The 15,010-nt window shown below is 66.3% G+C and carries 13 protein-coding genes; 3 read left to right on the top strand and 10 right to left on the bottom strand.

Going from position 1 to position 15,010, the window contains the following annotated elements; genetic code table 11:
* Positions 1 to 28: 28 nt before the first annotated feature.
* From zwf to pgl, 3 genes are read left to right on the top strand one after another with little or no spacing between them, the layout of a single operon-like run.
* Positions 29 to 1,573, top strand: a complete 1,545-nt coding sequence (gene zwf / locus K5L49_RS03255; RefSeq protein ID WP_223690584.1) for a glucose-6-phosphate dehydrogenase — start codon at positions 29 to 31, stop codon at positions 1,571 to 1,573.
* A complete protein-coding gene (locus K5L49_RS03260; protein WP_223690585.1) occupies positions 1,570 to 2,535 on the top strand; it encodes a glucose-6-phosphate dehydrogenase assembly protein OpcA in 966 nt (321 codons plus the stop codon). Before zwf ends, K5L49_RS03260 begins: the two co-directional genes overlap by 4 nt.
* A complete protein-coding gene (gene pgl, locus K5L49_RS03265; RefSeq protein WP_223690586.1) occupies positions 2,532 to 3,302 on the top strand; it encodes a 6-phosphogluconolactonase in 771 nt (256 codons plus the stop codon). The genes K5L49_RS03260 and pgl overlap by 4 nt, the downstream gene beginning before the upstream one ends.
* 83 nt (positions 3,303 to 3,385) lie before the next feature.
* Here the strand turns inward: pgl and K5L49_RS03270 are convergent, their stop codons facing one another.
* From K5L49_RS03270 to uvrA, 10 genes are all read right to left on the bottom strand, one after another.
* On the bottom strand, positions 3,386 to 3,754 hold the full coding sequence (locus K5L49_RS03270) for an RNA polymerase-binding protein RbpA (protein WP_223690587.1): 369 nt from the start codon (positions 3,752 to 3,754) through the stop codon (positions 3,386 to 3,388).
* A 43-nt stretch (positions 3,755 to 3,797) separates the two neighbouring features.
* Positions 3,798 to 4,049 carry a preprotein translocase subunit SecG gene (gene secG, locus K5L49_RS03275; protein WP_223690588.1) on the bottom strand — a complete coding sequence of 84 codons (252 nt, stop codon included), beginning with the start codon at positions 4,047 to 4,049 and terminating at the stop codon, positions 3,798 to 3,800.
* Between the two features lie 99 nt (positions 4,050 to 4,148).
* Positions 4,149 to 4,952: a triose-phosphate isomerase gene (tpiA, locus tag K5L49_RS03280; RefSeq protein WP_223690589.1), complete on the bottom strand. Its 804-nt coding sequence runs from the start codon at positions 4,950 to 4,952 to the stop codon at positions 4,149 to 4,151.
* Positions 4,940 to 6,157, bottom strand: a complete 1,218-nt coding sequence (locus tag K5L49_RS03285; RefSeq protein WP_223690590.1) for a phosphoglycerate kinase — start codon at positions 6,155 to 6,157, stop codon at positions 4,940 to 4,942. Before K5L49_RS03285 ends, tpiA begins: the two co-directional genes overlap by 13 nt.
* A 14-nt stretch (positions 6,158 to 6,171) precedes the next feature.
* Positions 6,172 to 7,179: a type I glyceraldehyde-3-phosphate dehydrogenase gene (gene gap / locus K5L49_RS03290; protein WP_223690591.1), complete on the bottom strand. Its 1,008-nt coding sequence runs from the start codon at positions 7,177 to 7,179 to the stop codon at positions 6,172 to 6,174.
* A gap of 118 nt (positions 7,180 to 7,297) precedes the next feature.
* Positions 7,298 to 7,924 carry a superoxide dismutase gene (locus K5L49_RS03295; RefSeq protein ID WP_223690592.1) on the bottom strand — a complete coding sequence of 209 codons (627 nt, stop codon included), beginning with the start codon at positions 7,922 to 7,924 and terminating at the stop codon, positions 7,298 to 7,300.
* A gap of 120 nt (positions 7,925 to 8,044) precedes the next feature.
* Positions 8,045 to 9,025, bottom strand: coding sequence for a DNA-binding protein WhiA (gene whiA, locus K5L49_RS03300; RefSeq protein ID WP_223690593.1), 981 nt, complete (start codon positions 9,023 to 9,025; stop codon positions 8,045 to 8,047).
* A gap of 54 nt (positions 9,026 to 9,079) precedes the next feature.
* On the bottom strand, positions 9,080 to 9,955 hold the full coding sequence (gene rapZ, locus K5L49_RS03305; RefSeq protein ID WP_223690594.1) for an RNase adapter RapZ: 876 nt from the start codon (positions 9,953 to 9,955) through the stop codon (positions 9,080 to 9,082).
* A gap of 36 nt (positions 9,956 to 9,991) precedes the next feature.
* On the bottom strand, positions 9,992 to 12,004 hold the full coding sequence (uvrC, locus tag K5L49_RS03310; protein ID WP_223690595.1) for an excinuclease ABC subunit UvrC: 2,013 nt from the start codon (positions 12,002 to 12,004) through the stop codon (positions 9,992 to 9,994).
* A 9-nt stretch (positions 12,005 to 12,013) separates the two neighbouring features.
* Positions 12,014 to 14,884, bottom strand: coding sequence for an excinuclease ABC subunit UvrA (uvrA, locus tag K5L49_RS03315; RefSeq protein ID WP_374107670.1), 2,871 nt, complete (start codon positions 14,882 to 14,884; stop codon positions 12,014 to 12,016).
* Positions 14,885 to 15,010 lie beyond the last annotated feature (126 nt).

The following is a 15,010-nucleotide window of genomic DNA, read 5'->3' on the forward strand; positions in this document are numbered from 1 at the left end:
TCGCGACCGCCCGCATCCAAGGAGCTTCATGTCCCCGGTGGAAATCACCCCGGAGTTCAACCCCCTGCGGTTGTCCTCCGATCGCCGCCTCAACCGGATCGCCGGTCCGAGCAGCCTGATCATCTTCGGCGTGACAGGCGACCTGTCACGCAAGAAGCTGATGCCGGCCGTGTACGACCTCGCCAATCGCGGCCTGCTCCCGCCCGGCTTCTCGCTGGTCGGCTTCGCACGCCGCGACTGGGAGGACCAGGATTTCGAGAAGGTCGTCTACGACGCCGTCAAGCAGTACGCCCGCACCCCGTTCCAGGATGAGGTCTGGCAGCAACTCGCCCAGGGCATCAGGTTCGTTCCGGGCGAGTTCGACGACGACGACGCATTCCAGCGTCTCAAAGCGACCGTCGAGTCGCTCGACAAGGAACGTGGAACGATGGGCAACCACGCGTTCTACCTCTCGATCCCGCCGAAGGCGTTCCCGCTCGTCACCGAGCAATTGCGCCGCTCCGGTCTCGCCGAACAGAACGACGGCGGCGGTTGGCGCCGCGTCGTCATCGAGAAGCCGTTCGGCAGCGACCTCAAGACGGCCCGCGAGCTCAACGCCGTCGTCGAATCGGTCTTCCCGGCCGACTCGGTGTTCCGGATCGACCACTACCTCGGCAAAGAGACGGTGCAGAACATCCTGGCGCTGCGGTTCGCGAACGAACTGTACGAACCGATCTGGAACGCCAACTATGTCGACCACGTGCAGATCACGATGGCAGAAGACATCGGCGTCGGCGGTCGGGCCGGATACTACGACGGCATCGGGGCGGCGCGCGACGTCATCCAGAACCACCTCCTGCAACTTCTGGCGCTGACCGCGATGGAGGAGCCGATCTCGTTCGACGCCGCCGACCTGCGGGCCGAGAAGGAGAAGGTCCTCGCCGCCGTGCGGCTGCCGAAGGACCTCGCCACGGCCACCGCGCGCGGTCAATACTCAAGCGGATGGCAGGGCGGGGAAAAGGTCGTCGGCTTCCTGGACGAAGACGGGATGAACCCCGAGTCGACTACGGAAACCTACGCGGCCATCAAGCTCGACATCGGCACCCGCCGGTGGGCGGGAGTGCCGTTCTACCTTCGGGCCGGCAAGCGGCTCGGTCGCCGCGTCACCGAGATCGCCGTGGTCTTCAAGCGCGCCCCGCAGCAGCTCTTCGCCGAGAGTCAGACGTCAGCGCTCGGCCAGAACGCGCTCGTCATCCGCGTGCAGCCCGACGAAGGGGTGACGATCCGCTTCGGTTCGAAGGTTCCCGGCGCCGGCATGCAGGTACGCGATGTGAGCATGGACTTCGGCTATGGGCACGCCTTCACCGAGGCGAGCCCGGAGGCGTACGAGCGCCTCATCCTGGATGTGCTGCTCGGTGACCCGCCGCTGTTCCCCCGTCATGAGGAGGTCGAGCTCTCCTGGAAGATCCTCGACCCGATCGAAGAGTTCTGGACGACCCAGGGTCAGCCAGAACAGTACCGTCCCGGCACGTGGGGTCCGAGTTCAGCCGATGAGCTGCTCGCACGCGACGGCCGCGTTTGGAGGCGTCCATGATCGTCGATCTGCCCGACACGACAACGAGCAAGGTCTCGAAGGCCCTGGTCAAGATCCGCGAGGAGGGCGGCGCCGTCGCCCTCGGGCGTGTGCTGACCCTGGTCATCGCCACGAATCTCGGTCAGGAGGAGGAGGCCATCGAGGCCGCCAACGACGCCTCGCGCGAGCATCCCATGCGCGTGATCGTCGTCTCCACCGAGGAGGAACGCTCCACCACGAACGGTGACGGCCGACTCGACGCTCAGATCCGCGTCGGCGGCGACGCCGGCGCAAGCGAGGTCATCGTGCTGCGCGCCTACGGCGAGACCGCCAGCGACGAGGAGGGGCTCGTCACGGGACTGCTGCTCCCCGACGCTCCGGTCGTCGTCTGGTGGCCGGGCATCGCCCCCGAGGTCGTCTCCCGATCGCCGCTCGGCCGCATCGCGACGCGCCGCATCACCGACGCGTCGGCTCAGCCCGATCCTCAGGCAGCGCTCCAGCATCTCTCGAAGACGTACGCCCCCGGCGACACCGACTTCGCCTGGACCAGGCTCACCCTGTGGCGGGCGCAGCTCGCCGCCGTTCTCGACCAGCCGCCGTACGAGCCGATCGAGAACGTGGAGGTCGCGGGTGCGGCCGACTCGCCCTCGACGGTGCTTCTCGCCGCTTGGCTCTCGCTGCAGCTGCAGGTTCCGGTCCAGCACGACCTGACGTCGCGCGCCACCGGCTCCAGCGGCATCCACGGGGTCCGGATGGGGCGGGCATCGGGAGTGATCGAACTCGAAAGAGAGATCCCCAACATCGCGCGCCTCTCGCAGCCCAACCAGCCCACGCACGATCTGTCGCTCCCGCGGCGGAGCCTGCGCGACTGCCTCGCCGAGGAACTGCGCCGGTTGGACCCCGACGACCTGTACGGTGAGGTGATCACCAAAGGGCTCGACCAGCTCGAGGCCGCCGACACGGGAGTGGGCAGCAAGGGATGACGAACGAACGGCGGGTGCTCGTTCACCCCGACAAACAAGCCCTCACCGGTTCGGTCGCGGCGCGCTTCCTGACTAAGACCGTCGACATCCTCGACGACCTCGGTGAAGCGAACATCGTATTGACCGGCGGTACGGTTGGCATCGCCGTGCTGGAGGCTGTGAACGCCTCCACCGCGCGCGATAGCGTCGACTGGACCAAGGTGCATTTCTGGTGGGGCGACGAACGATTCGTCCCCAAGGCGAGTGAAGACCGGAACGATCTCCTGGCCTTCCGGGCACTGATCGATCACATCGCTGTTCCGCCAGAGAACGTTCACGCGTTCCCCGCGTCCGACGAGATCGAGAGCATCGACGAGGCCGCCGCCGTCTACGCGGCTGAGCTCGAGGCTTTCGCCCCCGACGGGGCGAAGCAGCCCCGGTTCGACATCACCTTCCTCGGCGTCGGACCGGATGGCCACATCGCCTCGCTATTCCCCGACCGCGCGGGCATCCGCGAGGCGGAGGCGACGGTCATCGCGGTGCGCGACTCGCCGAAGCCTCCGCTGGAGCGCCTCAGCCTCACCCGGCCGGTGCTGAACTCCTCCGACCGCATCTGGCTGGTCCTCGCCGGCGCCGACAAGGCGTCCGCGCTCGGCCTGGCGCTGGCCGGCGCGAGCTACACCGAGGTTCCGGTGGCCGGGGCGAAAGGTCGCAAGCGCACCGTGTTCTTCGTCGACAAGGACGCCGCGGCCGAGGTTCCCGAGAACCTCATCGCCCCCAGTTACTGATCGTGAACGAGAAGAGGGGCCCGGATGCGAATCCGGGCCCCTCTTCGTGGTTTGGTTGACGACTCGTCAGACCGACGAAACCGCTAGCTCGTGGCAGTCAGCTTGCCACGACGGGCACGCAACTGATTGAGCGCATCTTCGAGAAGCTGCTCGGCTTCTTCCTCCGTGCGACGCTCCTTCACGTAGGCGAGGTGTGTCTTGTACGGTTCGAGCTTCGCCACCGACGGCGGGTTCTCCTTGTCACGGCCGGCGGGAAGACCCGACGACGGCGAGTCGATGACCTCGGGGATCTCCTCGTCGGGCAGGTTCGCCGCGAAGTGGCGAACAGTCTCGTTGCCGAGGGCGTCCCAATAGGAGACTGTGATGCGTTCCGCGTGGAAACCGCGATCCTGCTCCCCCATCGGTCCGGCGCCGACGCGCGAACCCCGAATTGCACTTCCTCCGGATGCCATTTTGCTCCTCGCTGTGTTGACGCTGTTGTGCGGCGCGGGGCGCTTACGCGCCCGAATCGAACTTGGTGATCAGGCCCAGGACCACGATGCAGATGATCCAGATCAGTCCGAGGATCACCGTGATGCGGTTGAGGTTGCGCTCGGCCACACCGGAGGCACCGAGGTTCGAGGTGACACCGCCGCCGAACATGTCGGACAAACCACCACCGCGCCCCTTGTGCAGGAGGATGAGCAGCGTCAGCAGGAGGCTGGTGATGCCCAGCAGCACCTGCAGGACGACCTGGAGAATTTGCACGAGAAACCTTTCGGAACGCGACCGGACTCTGTGCCCGGGAAGACCAACGACCAGTATAACCGCAGGCGGCTTGCGAGAGCCGCCTGCGTTCGGGTGAGCCTAGAGCCCGACGTGCTTCTGGTAGCGGACGATGCTCGCGAACTCCGCAACGTCGAGGCTCGCGCCGCCGACGAGTGCGCCGTCGACGTTCGGCTCGCGCATGAAGCTGGCGATGTTCCCCGATTTGACCGAGCCACCGTAAAGTATGCGCGTCTTGGCAGCGACATCCTCGCCCAACACCTCGACCAGAACGGCCCGAAGAGCGGCGGCGACCTGCTCGGCCTGCTCGGGCGTCGCCGCCTGGCCGGAGCCGATGGCCCAGACCGGCTCATACGCCACCACGATGTCGGCAGCGGACTTCACACCCACGAGTGCCGCCCGCAGCTGTGCCACCGGCACGGCGCTGGCGCCGTGGGTCTCCAGGTCTTCCGCCGTTTCACCGACGCAGATGATCGGGGACAGGTTGTGCGCCAGAGCGGCCGCGACCTTGCCGGCGACCTGCTCGTCGGTCTCGTTGTGCAGCGTGCGCCGCTCCGAGTGTCCGATGATCACATACCGGCATTCCAGCTGCGCCAGGAAGCTCGCCGAGATCTCGCCGGTGAACGCACCGGACTCGTGTTCGGAGACGTCCTGGCCGCCGAACGCGAGCGGCAGCTTGTCCGCCGAGACCAGGGTCTGCACGCTCCGGAGGTCGGTGAACGGCGGGAACACCGAGACCTCGACAGCCGAGAAGTCGTGCGAGGCGTCTTTAAGGCTCCACGCGAGCTTCTGCACGAACGCGATCGCCTGCAGGTGATCGAGGTTCATCTTCCAGTTGCCGGCGATGAGCGGCGTACGCCGCACGCTCGAGCTCACTGCTGCCATCCGAGGACCTCCAGTCCCGGCAGGTGCTTGCCCTCGAGGAACTCGAGGCTCGCACCGCCACCCGTAGAAATGTGACCGAATTGGTCGTCGCGGAAGCCGAGCGCGCGCACGGCCGCCGCGGAGTCGCCCCCGCCGACGACGCCGAGGCCGTCGACCTCGGTCAGCGCCTGCGCGACCGCTTTCGTGCCGGCCGCGAACGGCGCGAGCTCGAACACACCCATCGGACCGTTCCAGAAGACCGTTCGGGCTCCGCGCACATATTCGGCGAAGAGTTGGCTCGTCGCCGGACCGATGTCGAGACCGAGGCCGCTCGAGCCCCAATCGGTGTCTTCGATGCCGTCGATCGGGCGCACGACGTGCTCCGCATCCGCCCCGAACTTCGAAGCGACCACGACGTCGCGCGGGAGGACGATCTCGACCCCGAGCTCCTTCGCCTGGGCGAGGTAGCCCTTGACGATATCGATCTGGTCGGCCTCGAGCAGACTGGAGCCGACCTTGTGACCGAGGGCCGCGAGGAACGTGAACAGCATCCCGCCGCCGATGAGCAGCGAGTCGACCCGCGGGAGCAGGTGACCGATGACGCCCAGCTTGTCGGAGACCTTCGAACCGCCGAGGACGACCGCGTACGGGCGCTCGGGGTTCTCGGTCAGCCGGTCAAGCACATCCAGCTCGGTGGCGATGAGCTGACCGGCGGCGCTCGGAAGCGCCTTGGCCAGCTCGTAGACACTGGCCTGCTTGCGGTGCACGACGCCGAACCCATCGGAGACGAAGGCGTCGCCGAACGCGGCCAATTTGGCCGCGAAGGCTGCACGCTCATCGGCGTCTTTGCTGGTCTCCCCCGGGTTGAACCGGAGGTTCTCCAGCAGCACGACGTCGCCGTCGGCGAGGCCTGACACGGCCTCTTCGGCGCCGCCGCCCACGGTGTCACGGGCGAAGGTCACCGGCTTGCCCAGCAGCTCGCAGAGCCGCTGAGCGACCGGGGCCAGGCTGTACTTGGCATCGGGCGCGCCCTCGGGGCGGCCGAGATGGGAGATGACGACCACCTTCGCGCCCTGGTTGATCAGAGCGTTCAGAGTGGGAATCGACGCTCGCACACGGCCATCGTCCGTGATCTGACCATCCTTGAGGGGGACGTTCAGATCGCAGCGGACGATGACGCGCTTGCCGGCGAGCGAACCGAGTGAATCAAGGGTGCGAAGCGTCACGTCGGTTCCCGGTACTAGAGGCGGTCGGCGACGTACTCGGTCAGGTCGACCAGACGGTTGGAGTAACCCCACTCGTTGTCGTACCACGACGCGACCTTGACCTGCGTGCCGATGACCTTCGTGAGACCGGCGTCGAAGATCGACGAGTGCGGGTCGCTGACGATGTCGGTCGAGACGATCGGGTCTTCGGTGTACTTGAGGATGCCCTTGAGGGGACCCTCGGCCGCGGCCTTGTACGCCGCGTTGACCTCGGCGACCGTGACAGGCTTCGACACCTCGACCGTGAGGTCGGTGATCGAACCGGTGATGACCGGGACGCGCAGCGCGTAGCCATCGAGCTTGCCGACAAGCTCCGGGATGACGAGGCCGAGAGCCTTGGCGGCACCGGTCGACGTCGGGATGATGTTCGCGGCGGCCGCACGGGCACGACGGAGGTCGCTGTGCGGGCCGTCCTGCAGGTTCTGGTCGGCGGTGTACGCGTGGACCGTGGTCATGAGACCGCGCTCGATGCCGAAGTTGTCGAGCAGCACCTTGGCAAGCGGGGCGAGGCAGTTAGTCGTGCAGGAAGCGTTTGAGAGGATGTCGCTCACCGCGCTGTCGTAGGTCTCCTCGTTGACGCCGAGGACGATCGTCGCGACGTCATCGCCGGTGGCCGGAGCCGACACGATGACCTTCTTGGCACCGCCGGCGAGGTGCTTGCGCGCATCCTCGGACTTGGTGAACCGTCCGGTGGACTCGATGACGATGTCGACACCCAGCTCGCCCCAGGGCAGGTTGGCCGGGTCGCGCTCTTCGAGAACCTTGATCGGCTTGCCGTTGACGATGATGTTGTCGCCGTCGAGCTCGACGGTGGCATCCAGACGACCGGTGATCGAGTCGTACTTGAGAAGGTGCGCGAGCGCCTTGTTGTCGGTGAGGTCGTTCACGGCGACGATCTCGAGGTCGCTGCCCTTGGCGAGCGCGGCGCGGAAGAAGTTCCGACCAATGCGACCGAACCCGTTGATTCCGATCTTTACGGACACAGATGTCTCCTGTTACTGACGAGGCGCCGACGGCGCACATTTCTTTGGGGATGCATTTTGTTGGGAAGGACCGGACGGCGGTGTCCCGGGAGGTTCCCCTTCCGGGACACCTCTTCCGCTACGACAGTAGCAGCAGCCCCGCGGTCTTTTCGCGCGCCCTGGTGAAGCGCTCCTGAATGTCACCCCAGTTGGTGATGTTCCAGAACGCCTTCACATAATCGGCTTTCACGTTCACGTAGTCGAGGTAGAACGCGTGTTCCCACATGTCGAGCAGCAGCAGCGGAACGGTGGCCGCGGCGAGGTTGCCCTGGTGGTCGTACAGCTGCTCGATGATGAGTTTCTGGCCGAGCGAATCCCAGGCCAGGATCGACCAGCCGGAGCCCTGGATGCCGAGGGCCGAGGCCGTGAAGTGGGCGCGGAACTTGTCGAACGAACCGAAGAACTCGTCGATCGCAGCGGCGAGCTCACCGGTCGGCTTGTCGCCGCCGTCCGGAGACAGGTTGTTCCAGAACACGGTGTGGTTCACGTGGCCGGCGAGGTTGAACGCGAGGTCTTTCTGCAGCTTGTTGACATACGTCAGGTCGTCGGCGTCGCGAGCCTCGGCCAGCTTGACGAGGGCGGTGTTCGCACCGTCGACATACGCCTTGTGGTGCTTGTCGTGGTGCAGCTCCATGATCCGACCGCTGATGTTCGGCTCGAGTGCCGAGTAATCGTAGGGAAGGTCTGCGAGCGTGTAGTCAGCCATTACTCATCTCCAATGTGGTTCCCGGCGCGAGCGGTTCGAACCGGGTTCGAGCGACTTGTCCAGTCTAGTAAAGGCAACCGTCGGCGGCACCGGATGTTCCCATCGGCGTCACAGAGCGGCTCAGACCTCGTCGAGGTCGGCGGGGAGGTTCGCGTCGGTGCCCGGGATCCCCAGGTCGACGGCCTTCTTGTCGGCCATGGCGAGGAGCCGACGGATGCGACCGGCCACCGCATCTTTCGTCATCGGCGGGTCGGCGTGGTGGCCGAGCTCGTCGAGACTGGAGTCGCGGAAGTTCAGCCGGAGTTCACCCGCATAGCGCAGATGCTTCGGCACATCGTCGGCGAGGATCTCGAGAGCCCGCTCCACCCGGGCGCACGCGGCGACCGCCGCCTGCGCCGAACGCCGCAGGTTGGCGTCGTCGAAGTTGACCAGACGGTTGGCGGTCGCCCGCACTTCACGGCGCTGCCGAAGCTGCTCCCAGTTCTCGACCGTCTTCTTCGCGCCCATGTGCACGAGCATCGAGCTGATCGCATCGCCGTCGCGGATGACCACACGGTGCACTCCCCGAACCTCGCGTGCCTTCGCGGCGACGCCGAGACGTCCGGCCGCGCCGACCAGCGCCATCGCCGACTCGTTGCCCGGGCAGGTGATCTCGAGGGCGGCCGACCGGCCCGGATCGGTCAGCGAACCGTGGGCGAGGAACGCGCCGCGCCAGACGGCGGCGAGCTCGTCACGGGAACCGGTGGTCAAACGGTTCGGCAGTCCGCGGATGGGGCGTCGACGGGCATCGAGCAGACCGGTCTGCCGGGCGAGGGTCTCCCCGCCTTCGAGAACCCGCACGAGGTACTGACTCGTCCGCCGCAGGCCGGACGCCGAGATCACGGAGACGTCGCTGCGGACTCCGTACAGCTCGGCGAGGTCTTTGCGCACGCGTCGGGCGAGCTCCGGGGTGTCGAGTTCACTCTCCACCGCGATCCGGCCGCTGATCAGGTGCAGACCGCCGGAGAAACGGAGGATTGTCGCAAGCTCGGCGGCCCGGACAGTGGTCTTGCTGACCTCGACCTTCGTGAGTTCGTCTTTGACGTCGGCGGTGAGAGCCAATCGGGTTCCTTTTCTGTCGTCGGCCGGGGTGGGGCCGGATTCATGCGGCCGGCGTCATTCACGGCCGAGATCGCGGTGTTTGATGTTCACCGCGACCCCTGGGATGTCCTTCAATCGCGTAGCGAGCTCTTCCGCAATCGCTACCGAGCGGTGTTTTCCCCCCGTGCAGCCTACCGCGATCGTGGCATGCCGCTTGTTCTCGCGCTGGTAGCCGGCGAGCACCGGGCGCAGCGCGCCCATGTACGATTCGATGAAATCGAGGGCGCCGGGCTGCTCGAGCACGTAGTCGCGCACGACCTCGTCGAGACCGGTGAACGGCCGCAGCTCGGGGTTCCAGAACGGGTTGGGCAGGAAGCGCGCGTCGGTCACCAGGTCGGCATCTGGCGGCAGGCCGTATTTGAAGCCGAAGCTCATTACGGTGACCTGCACGCCGGCCGTGTTCTCGGCTGCGAAGGTCTCAGTGATGTTCATTGCCAGCTGATGGATGTTCAGGTCGGAGGTGTCCACGATGATGTCGCTGGCCTCACGGATCTCTCGCAGCCGCGACCGTTCGGCGACGATGCCGTCGAGGATCGTGCCGTCGCCCTGCAGCGGGTGCGGTCGACGCACGGCCTCGAAACGTCGGACGAGCACCGCATCCGTCGCCTCCAGGAACAGCACACGCACTTTCGTGCCCTCGCGCAGGCTCTGAACCATGTCGCGGAGATCGGTGAAGAGGTTGCGACCGCGCACGTCGACCACCGCAGCGATGCGGGGAAGGGTCGACCCCGCGCGGCCCGCGAGCTCGATGAGCGGTCGGAGCATCTGCGGCGGAAGGTTGTCGACGACATACCAGTCGAGGTCTTCGAGCGCGTTGGCGACGGTCGAGCGGCCGGCGCCCGACATTCCGGTGACGATCAGCACTTCCTGCTGCTCGTTGTCGGTGGTCATTGGTGGCGCTCCTCCGGTCGGTTCGGTCCCCCAAGCCTAGCGACTGGTGAGCCGCTCGTGGACGGCCGAAGCAAGAGTCGCTCCGACACCGCGCACCTCCGCGATCTGTTCGGGGCTCGCCTTCCTGAGCTGGGCGACCGAACCGAAATGCTTCAGCAGTTCTTTCACCTTCGCCGGCCCGAGCCCGGGGATCTCGCCCAGGACCGATCCGATGTCCCGCTTGCGCCGGGCCCGCTGATAGGTGATCGCGAACCGATGCGCCTCATCCCGGATGCGCTGGATCAGGAAGAGCGCATCGCTGTTGCGCGGCAGGATCACCGGGAAGTCGGAGTCGGGAAGCCAGATCTCTTCGAGACGCTTCGCAATGCCGGCGAGCTGGATGCCCTGAACCCCGGACTCCTCGAGCGCCCGCCGGGCGGCGGCGACCTGCGGCTGACCGCCGTCGACGATGAGCAGATTCGGTGGGTAGGAGAACTTCTTGCGGCGCTTCTCCGCCGCGGCCGCCAGTTCGGCCTCGACATCGATCGTCGGGTCGTCACCAGCCACGTCTGCGGTCGTCTCGTCGTCTACGCCCCCGTCCGGCGTCGCGGATTCGACCGGCAGCTCCTCCCCCTCGGAATCCAGCTCGGGGTTCTTGAGGTAGGCCAGTCGGCGCGTGATCACCTGGTAGATCGACTCCGTGTCGTCGGTGGAGTCGGGGATGCTGAACCGGCGGTACTGGTCTTTGCGGGGCAACCCGTCTTCGAAGACGACCATCGAGGCCACGATGTTCGTGCCACTGAGGTGGGAGACGTCGTAGCATTCCATGCGCAACGGGGCGTCGGACATTTCGAGCGCATCCTGGATGTCGGAGAGGGCCTTGGACCGCGCCACGAAGTCGGAGCTGCGGCGCGTCTTGTAGAGCACCAGGGCGTTCTTCGCGTTCATCTCCACGGTCTGGGCGAGCGCGGCCTTGTCGCCCCGCTGGGCGACGCGCATGGCGACGCGCCCGCTGAGACCGGATCTCGGGCCGGAGGAGTCGCCGATCTCCTGCCGCCGCGCGGTGAGCCACTGCTCGAGTTCGGCGACGTCGTCGGGCAACTCGGGAACGAGGATCTCGCGCGGCGGCGCATCCGTGCCTTCATAGGCGTTCTGGATCACCGTCTCGACGAGGTCCCCGAGCTCCACATCGAGTTCCTTGTCGACCACCCAGCTGCGCACTCCGCGGATGCGGCCGCCGCGCACGATGAACTGCTGGACCGCGGCGGCGAGTTCGTCGTGGGCGATGCCGAACACATCGGCGTCGACACTGTCCGAGAGCACGACGGCGCTCTTGCCCATCGCCGCTTCGAGCGCCTGAACGGCGTCACGGTGTCGGGCGGCCGCCTCGTAGTCCTGGGTGCTCGCCGCCTCCTTCATCCGCTCGGTGAGGGCACGGATGTGCTTGGTGTCGTTGCCCGCCATGAACGAGACGAAATCTTCGGCCAGTTCGCGGTGGTCTTCCGGGCTGATCCGGCCGACGCATGGCGCCGCGCACTTGCCGATGTCGCCGAGCAGGCAGGGCCGCCCGGTGAGCTCGGCGCGGCGATAGACCCCGTCTGAGCAGCTGCGCATCGGGAACGCCTTGAGCATCAGGTCGACCGTGTCGCGAATCGCCCAGACCTTCGTGTACGGGCCGAAATAGCGCGCATCCTTCGCGCCGCGATTGCGGGTGACCATGACCCGCGGGATGCGGTCTCCGAGGGTGACCGCGAGGTACGGGTAGGACTTGTCGTCCCGAAACTGCACGTTGAAGGGCGGGTTGAACTCTTTGATCCAGGTGTACTCCAGCTGGAGCGCCTCGAACTCGCTGGCCACGACCGTCCACTCCACGGAGGCGGCCGTCGTCACCATGCGCCGGGTGCGCTCGTGGAGGCTGCGCAGCGGCTGGAAGTAGTTGCTCAGCCGGGCACGGAGGTTCTTGGCCTTGCCCACGTAGAGCACGCGACTGTTCGCGTCGCGGAAACGGTACACACCCGGTTGGGTCGGGATCTCGCCCGCCTTCGGGCGATAGCTGACGGTATCGGGCACGCCGGTCTCCTAAGCGGCGCCTCGGGCACCCTCGGCGCCCTGCAGGATCTCCTTGAGGAAGAAGCCGGTGTGGCTGCCCTCGACCTCGGCCACCTGCTCGGGCGTGCCCGTGGCGATCACCTGACCGCCGCCGGCTCCACCCTCGGGACCCATGTCGATGATCCAGTCGGCGGATTTGATCACGTCGAGGTTGTGTTCGATGACGATCACCGTGTTGCCCTTGTCGAGCAGGCCGTTCAGCACCAGGAGGAGTTTGCGCACGTCTTCGAAGTGCAGACCGGTGGTCGGCTCGTCGAGCACGTAGATGCTGCGGCCATTGGAACGGCGCTGCAGCTCCGTCGCGAGCTTGACCCGCTGCGCCTCACCACCGGAGAGCGTCGTGGCGCTCTGTCCGAGCCGCACGTAACCGAGTCCGACCTCGACGAGGGTCTTCAGGTAGCGATGGATCGCCGTGATCGGCTCGAAGAACTCGGCGGCTTCGCTGATCGGCATGTCGAGGACCTCTGCGATGTTCTTGCCCTTGTAGTGCACGGCGAGGGTGTCGCGGTTGTAGCGCGCCCCCCCGCAGACCTCGCAGGCCACGTAGACGTCGGGCAGGAAGTTCATCTCGATCTTGATGGTGCCGTCACCCGAGCAGGCCTCGCAGCGGCCGCCCTTGACGTTGAAGCTGAACCGGCCGGGCAGATACCCCCGTGACTTCGCCTCGATCGTCTCGGAGAAGAGCGTGCGGATGCGGTCGAAGACGCCCGTGTACGTGGCTGGGTTCGAGCGCGGCGTGCGCCCGATGGGGGCCTGATCGACGTGCACGACCTTGTCGAGGTTGTCGAGACCGGAGACCACCTTGTGCTTGCCCGGCAGTTTGCGGGCGCCGTTCAATCTGTTGGCCAGCACCCGGTAGAGGATGTCGTTGACCAGCGACGACTTGCCCGAGCCGCTCACCCCGGTGACAGCGACGAAGGTTCCGAGCGGGAAATCGACCGTGACCTTCTTGAGGTTGTTCGCCTCCGCTCCGACGACCGAGAGCATGCGCTTCTTGTCGATCTTGCGCCGCTTGACCGGAACCGGGATCTCTCTGCGGCCAGCCAGGTAGTCCCCTGTGAGGGAGCGCGTATTCGAGAGCAGGTCGTCATACGACCCGGAGTGCACGACGTGGCCGCCGTTCACGCCGGCGCCGGGGCCGATGTCCACGATCCAGTCCGCCGTGCGGATCGTGTCTTCGTCGTGCTCGACGACGATCAGGGTGTTCCCCAGATCGCGGAGGGCGATGAGGGTGTCGATGAGGCGACGGTTGTCGCGCTGGTGCAGCCCGATGCTCGGCTCGTCGAGCACGTAGAGCACGCCTGTGAGACCGGAGCCGATCTGCGTCGCGAGCCGGATGCGCTGGGCCTCGCCGCCCGAAAGCGATGCCGCCGCCCGGGACAGATTGAGGTAGTTGAGCCCCACCTGGATGAGGAAGTCGAGTCGCACCTTGATCTCGCGCAGCACCTGCGCGGCGATCTTCTCTTCCCGCGGGGTCAAATGCAGCTTCTCCATGAAGCCGCGGGCGTCGCTGAGGCTCAGCTCGGCGGCGTCGGCGATGCTCGCCCCGTGCACGAGCACGGCGAGCACCTCGGGCTTCAGCCGCTTGCCGCCGCACACCTGGCACGGCACCTCGCGGAGGTACTCTGCCCAGCGCGCACGCTGGGTGTCGGTCTCGGCCTGGAGGTACTGTCGCTCGATGTAGGGCACGACACCCTCGAACCCCGATGTATAGCTCATCTCGCGGCCGTAGCGGTTCTTCCACTTGACCTTGACTTCGAAGTTGTCGCCGCGCATGACCGCGGTCTTGACATCGTCGCTCAGCTTGCGCCACGGCGTGGTCAGCGAGAACCCGAGATCGCGGGCGAGCCCGTCGAGCAGCTTCTCGTAGTACTGGAAGAGGCCCTTGCCCTGTGTGGTCCAAGGGATGATGACGCCTTCGGCGATGCTCAGATCGTCGTCGCCGAGCAGCAGATCTTCGTCGACCGACATGCGCGTTCCGAGGCCGGAGCATTCCGGGCAGGCGCCGAACGGGGCGTTGAACGAGAAGGTGCGGGGCTCGATCTCGGTGAGCTGGATCGGGTGGTTGTTCGGGCAGGAGAGCTTCTCGCTGAACGAGCGCCACGCTTCGGGCCCCTCGGCGTCGACGAAGTTCACCTGAACGAGGCCGTCGGTGAGGCGCAGCGCCGTCTCGAGGGAATCGGTGAGGCGGCTGAGGATGTCTGGACCGGCCACGAGACGGTCGACGACGACGGAGATGTCGTGCTTGTACTGCTTCTTCAGTGTGGGCGGATCGCTCAACTGGACCGGCTCGCCATCGACGAGTGCCCGGGAGTAACCGCTCGCCGCGAGCTCTTTGAAGAGGTCGACGAACTCGCCCTTCTTCTGCGAGACGACGGGGCTGAGGATCTGGTAGCGCCGACCCGACTCGAGCTCCATGAGCTGGTCGGCGATCTGCTGCACCGTCTGGCGCTGGATCGTCTCACCGCAGACGGGGCAGTGGGGAACACCGATGCGCGCCCAGAGCAGGCGCATGTAGTCGTAGATCTCGGTGATCGTCCCCACAGTCGAGCGCGGGTTGCGGTTCGTGGACTTCTGGTCGATCGAGACCGCGGGGCTGAGACCCTCGATGAAGTCGACATCTGGCCGGTCGACCTGACCGAGGAATTGGCGCGCGTAGGCCGACAGCGACTCGACATAGCGGCGCTGACCCTCGGCGAAGATCGTGTCGAATGCGAGCGACGACTTGCCCGAACCCGAGAGACCGGTGAAGACCACCAGGGAATCGCGCGGGATCTCGAGGTCGACATTGTGCAGATTGTGCACGCGGGCACCACGCACGCTGAGATGGGACCCGGTCACCTTGCTCACACTCACTGGATGATTCCGCTCACTCGACCAATTCTCCGCTCTTCCGTGCCGATGCCGGGCCGTGTTCGCCCACCGCGCATCGAAGGTATGTTCGATTGTAGCGTGCTCCCCCGACAC

It is taken from the genome of Leifsonia poae (assembly GCF_020009625.1).
Classification (GTDB): Bacteria; Actinomycetota; Actinomycetes; order Actinomycetales; family Microbacteriaceae; genus Leifsonia; species Leifsonia poae_A.

Excerpts from the sequence above, each read along its gene's own strand:
- pgl (WP_223690586.1), top strand. The coding sequence starts at position 2,532 with ATGACGAACGAACGGCGGGTGCTCGTTCACCCCGACAAACAAGCCCTC.
- K5L49_RS03260 (WP_223690585.1), top strand. The coding sequence starts at position 1,570 with ATGATCGTCGATCTGCCCGACACGACAACGAGCAAGGTCTCGAAGGCC.
- tpiA (WP_223690589.1), bottom strand. The coding sequence starts at position 4,952 with ATGGCAGCAGTGAGCTCGAGCGTGCGGCGTACGCCGCTCATCGCCGGC.
- K5L49_RS03295 (WP_223690592.1), bottom strand. The coding sequence starts at position 7,924 with ATGGCTGACTACACGCTCGCAGACCTTCCCTACGATTACTCGGCACTC.
- rapZ (WP_223690594.1), bottom strand. The coding sequence starts at position 9,955 with ATGACCACCGACAACGAGCAGCAGGAAGTGCTGATCGTCACCGGAATG.
- K5L49_RS03270 (WP_223690587.1), bottom strand. The coding sequence starts at position 3,754 with ATGGCATCCGGAGGAAGTGCAATTCGGGGTTCGCGCGTCGGCGCCGGA.
- zwf (WP_223690584.1), top strand. The coding sequence starts at position 29 with ATGTCCCCGGTGGAAATCACCCCGGAGTTCAACCCCCTGCGGTTGTCC.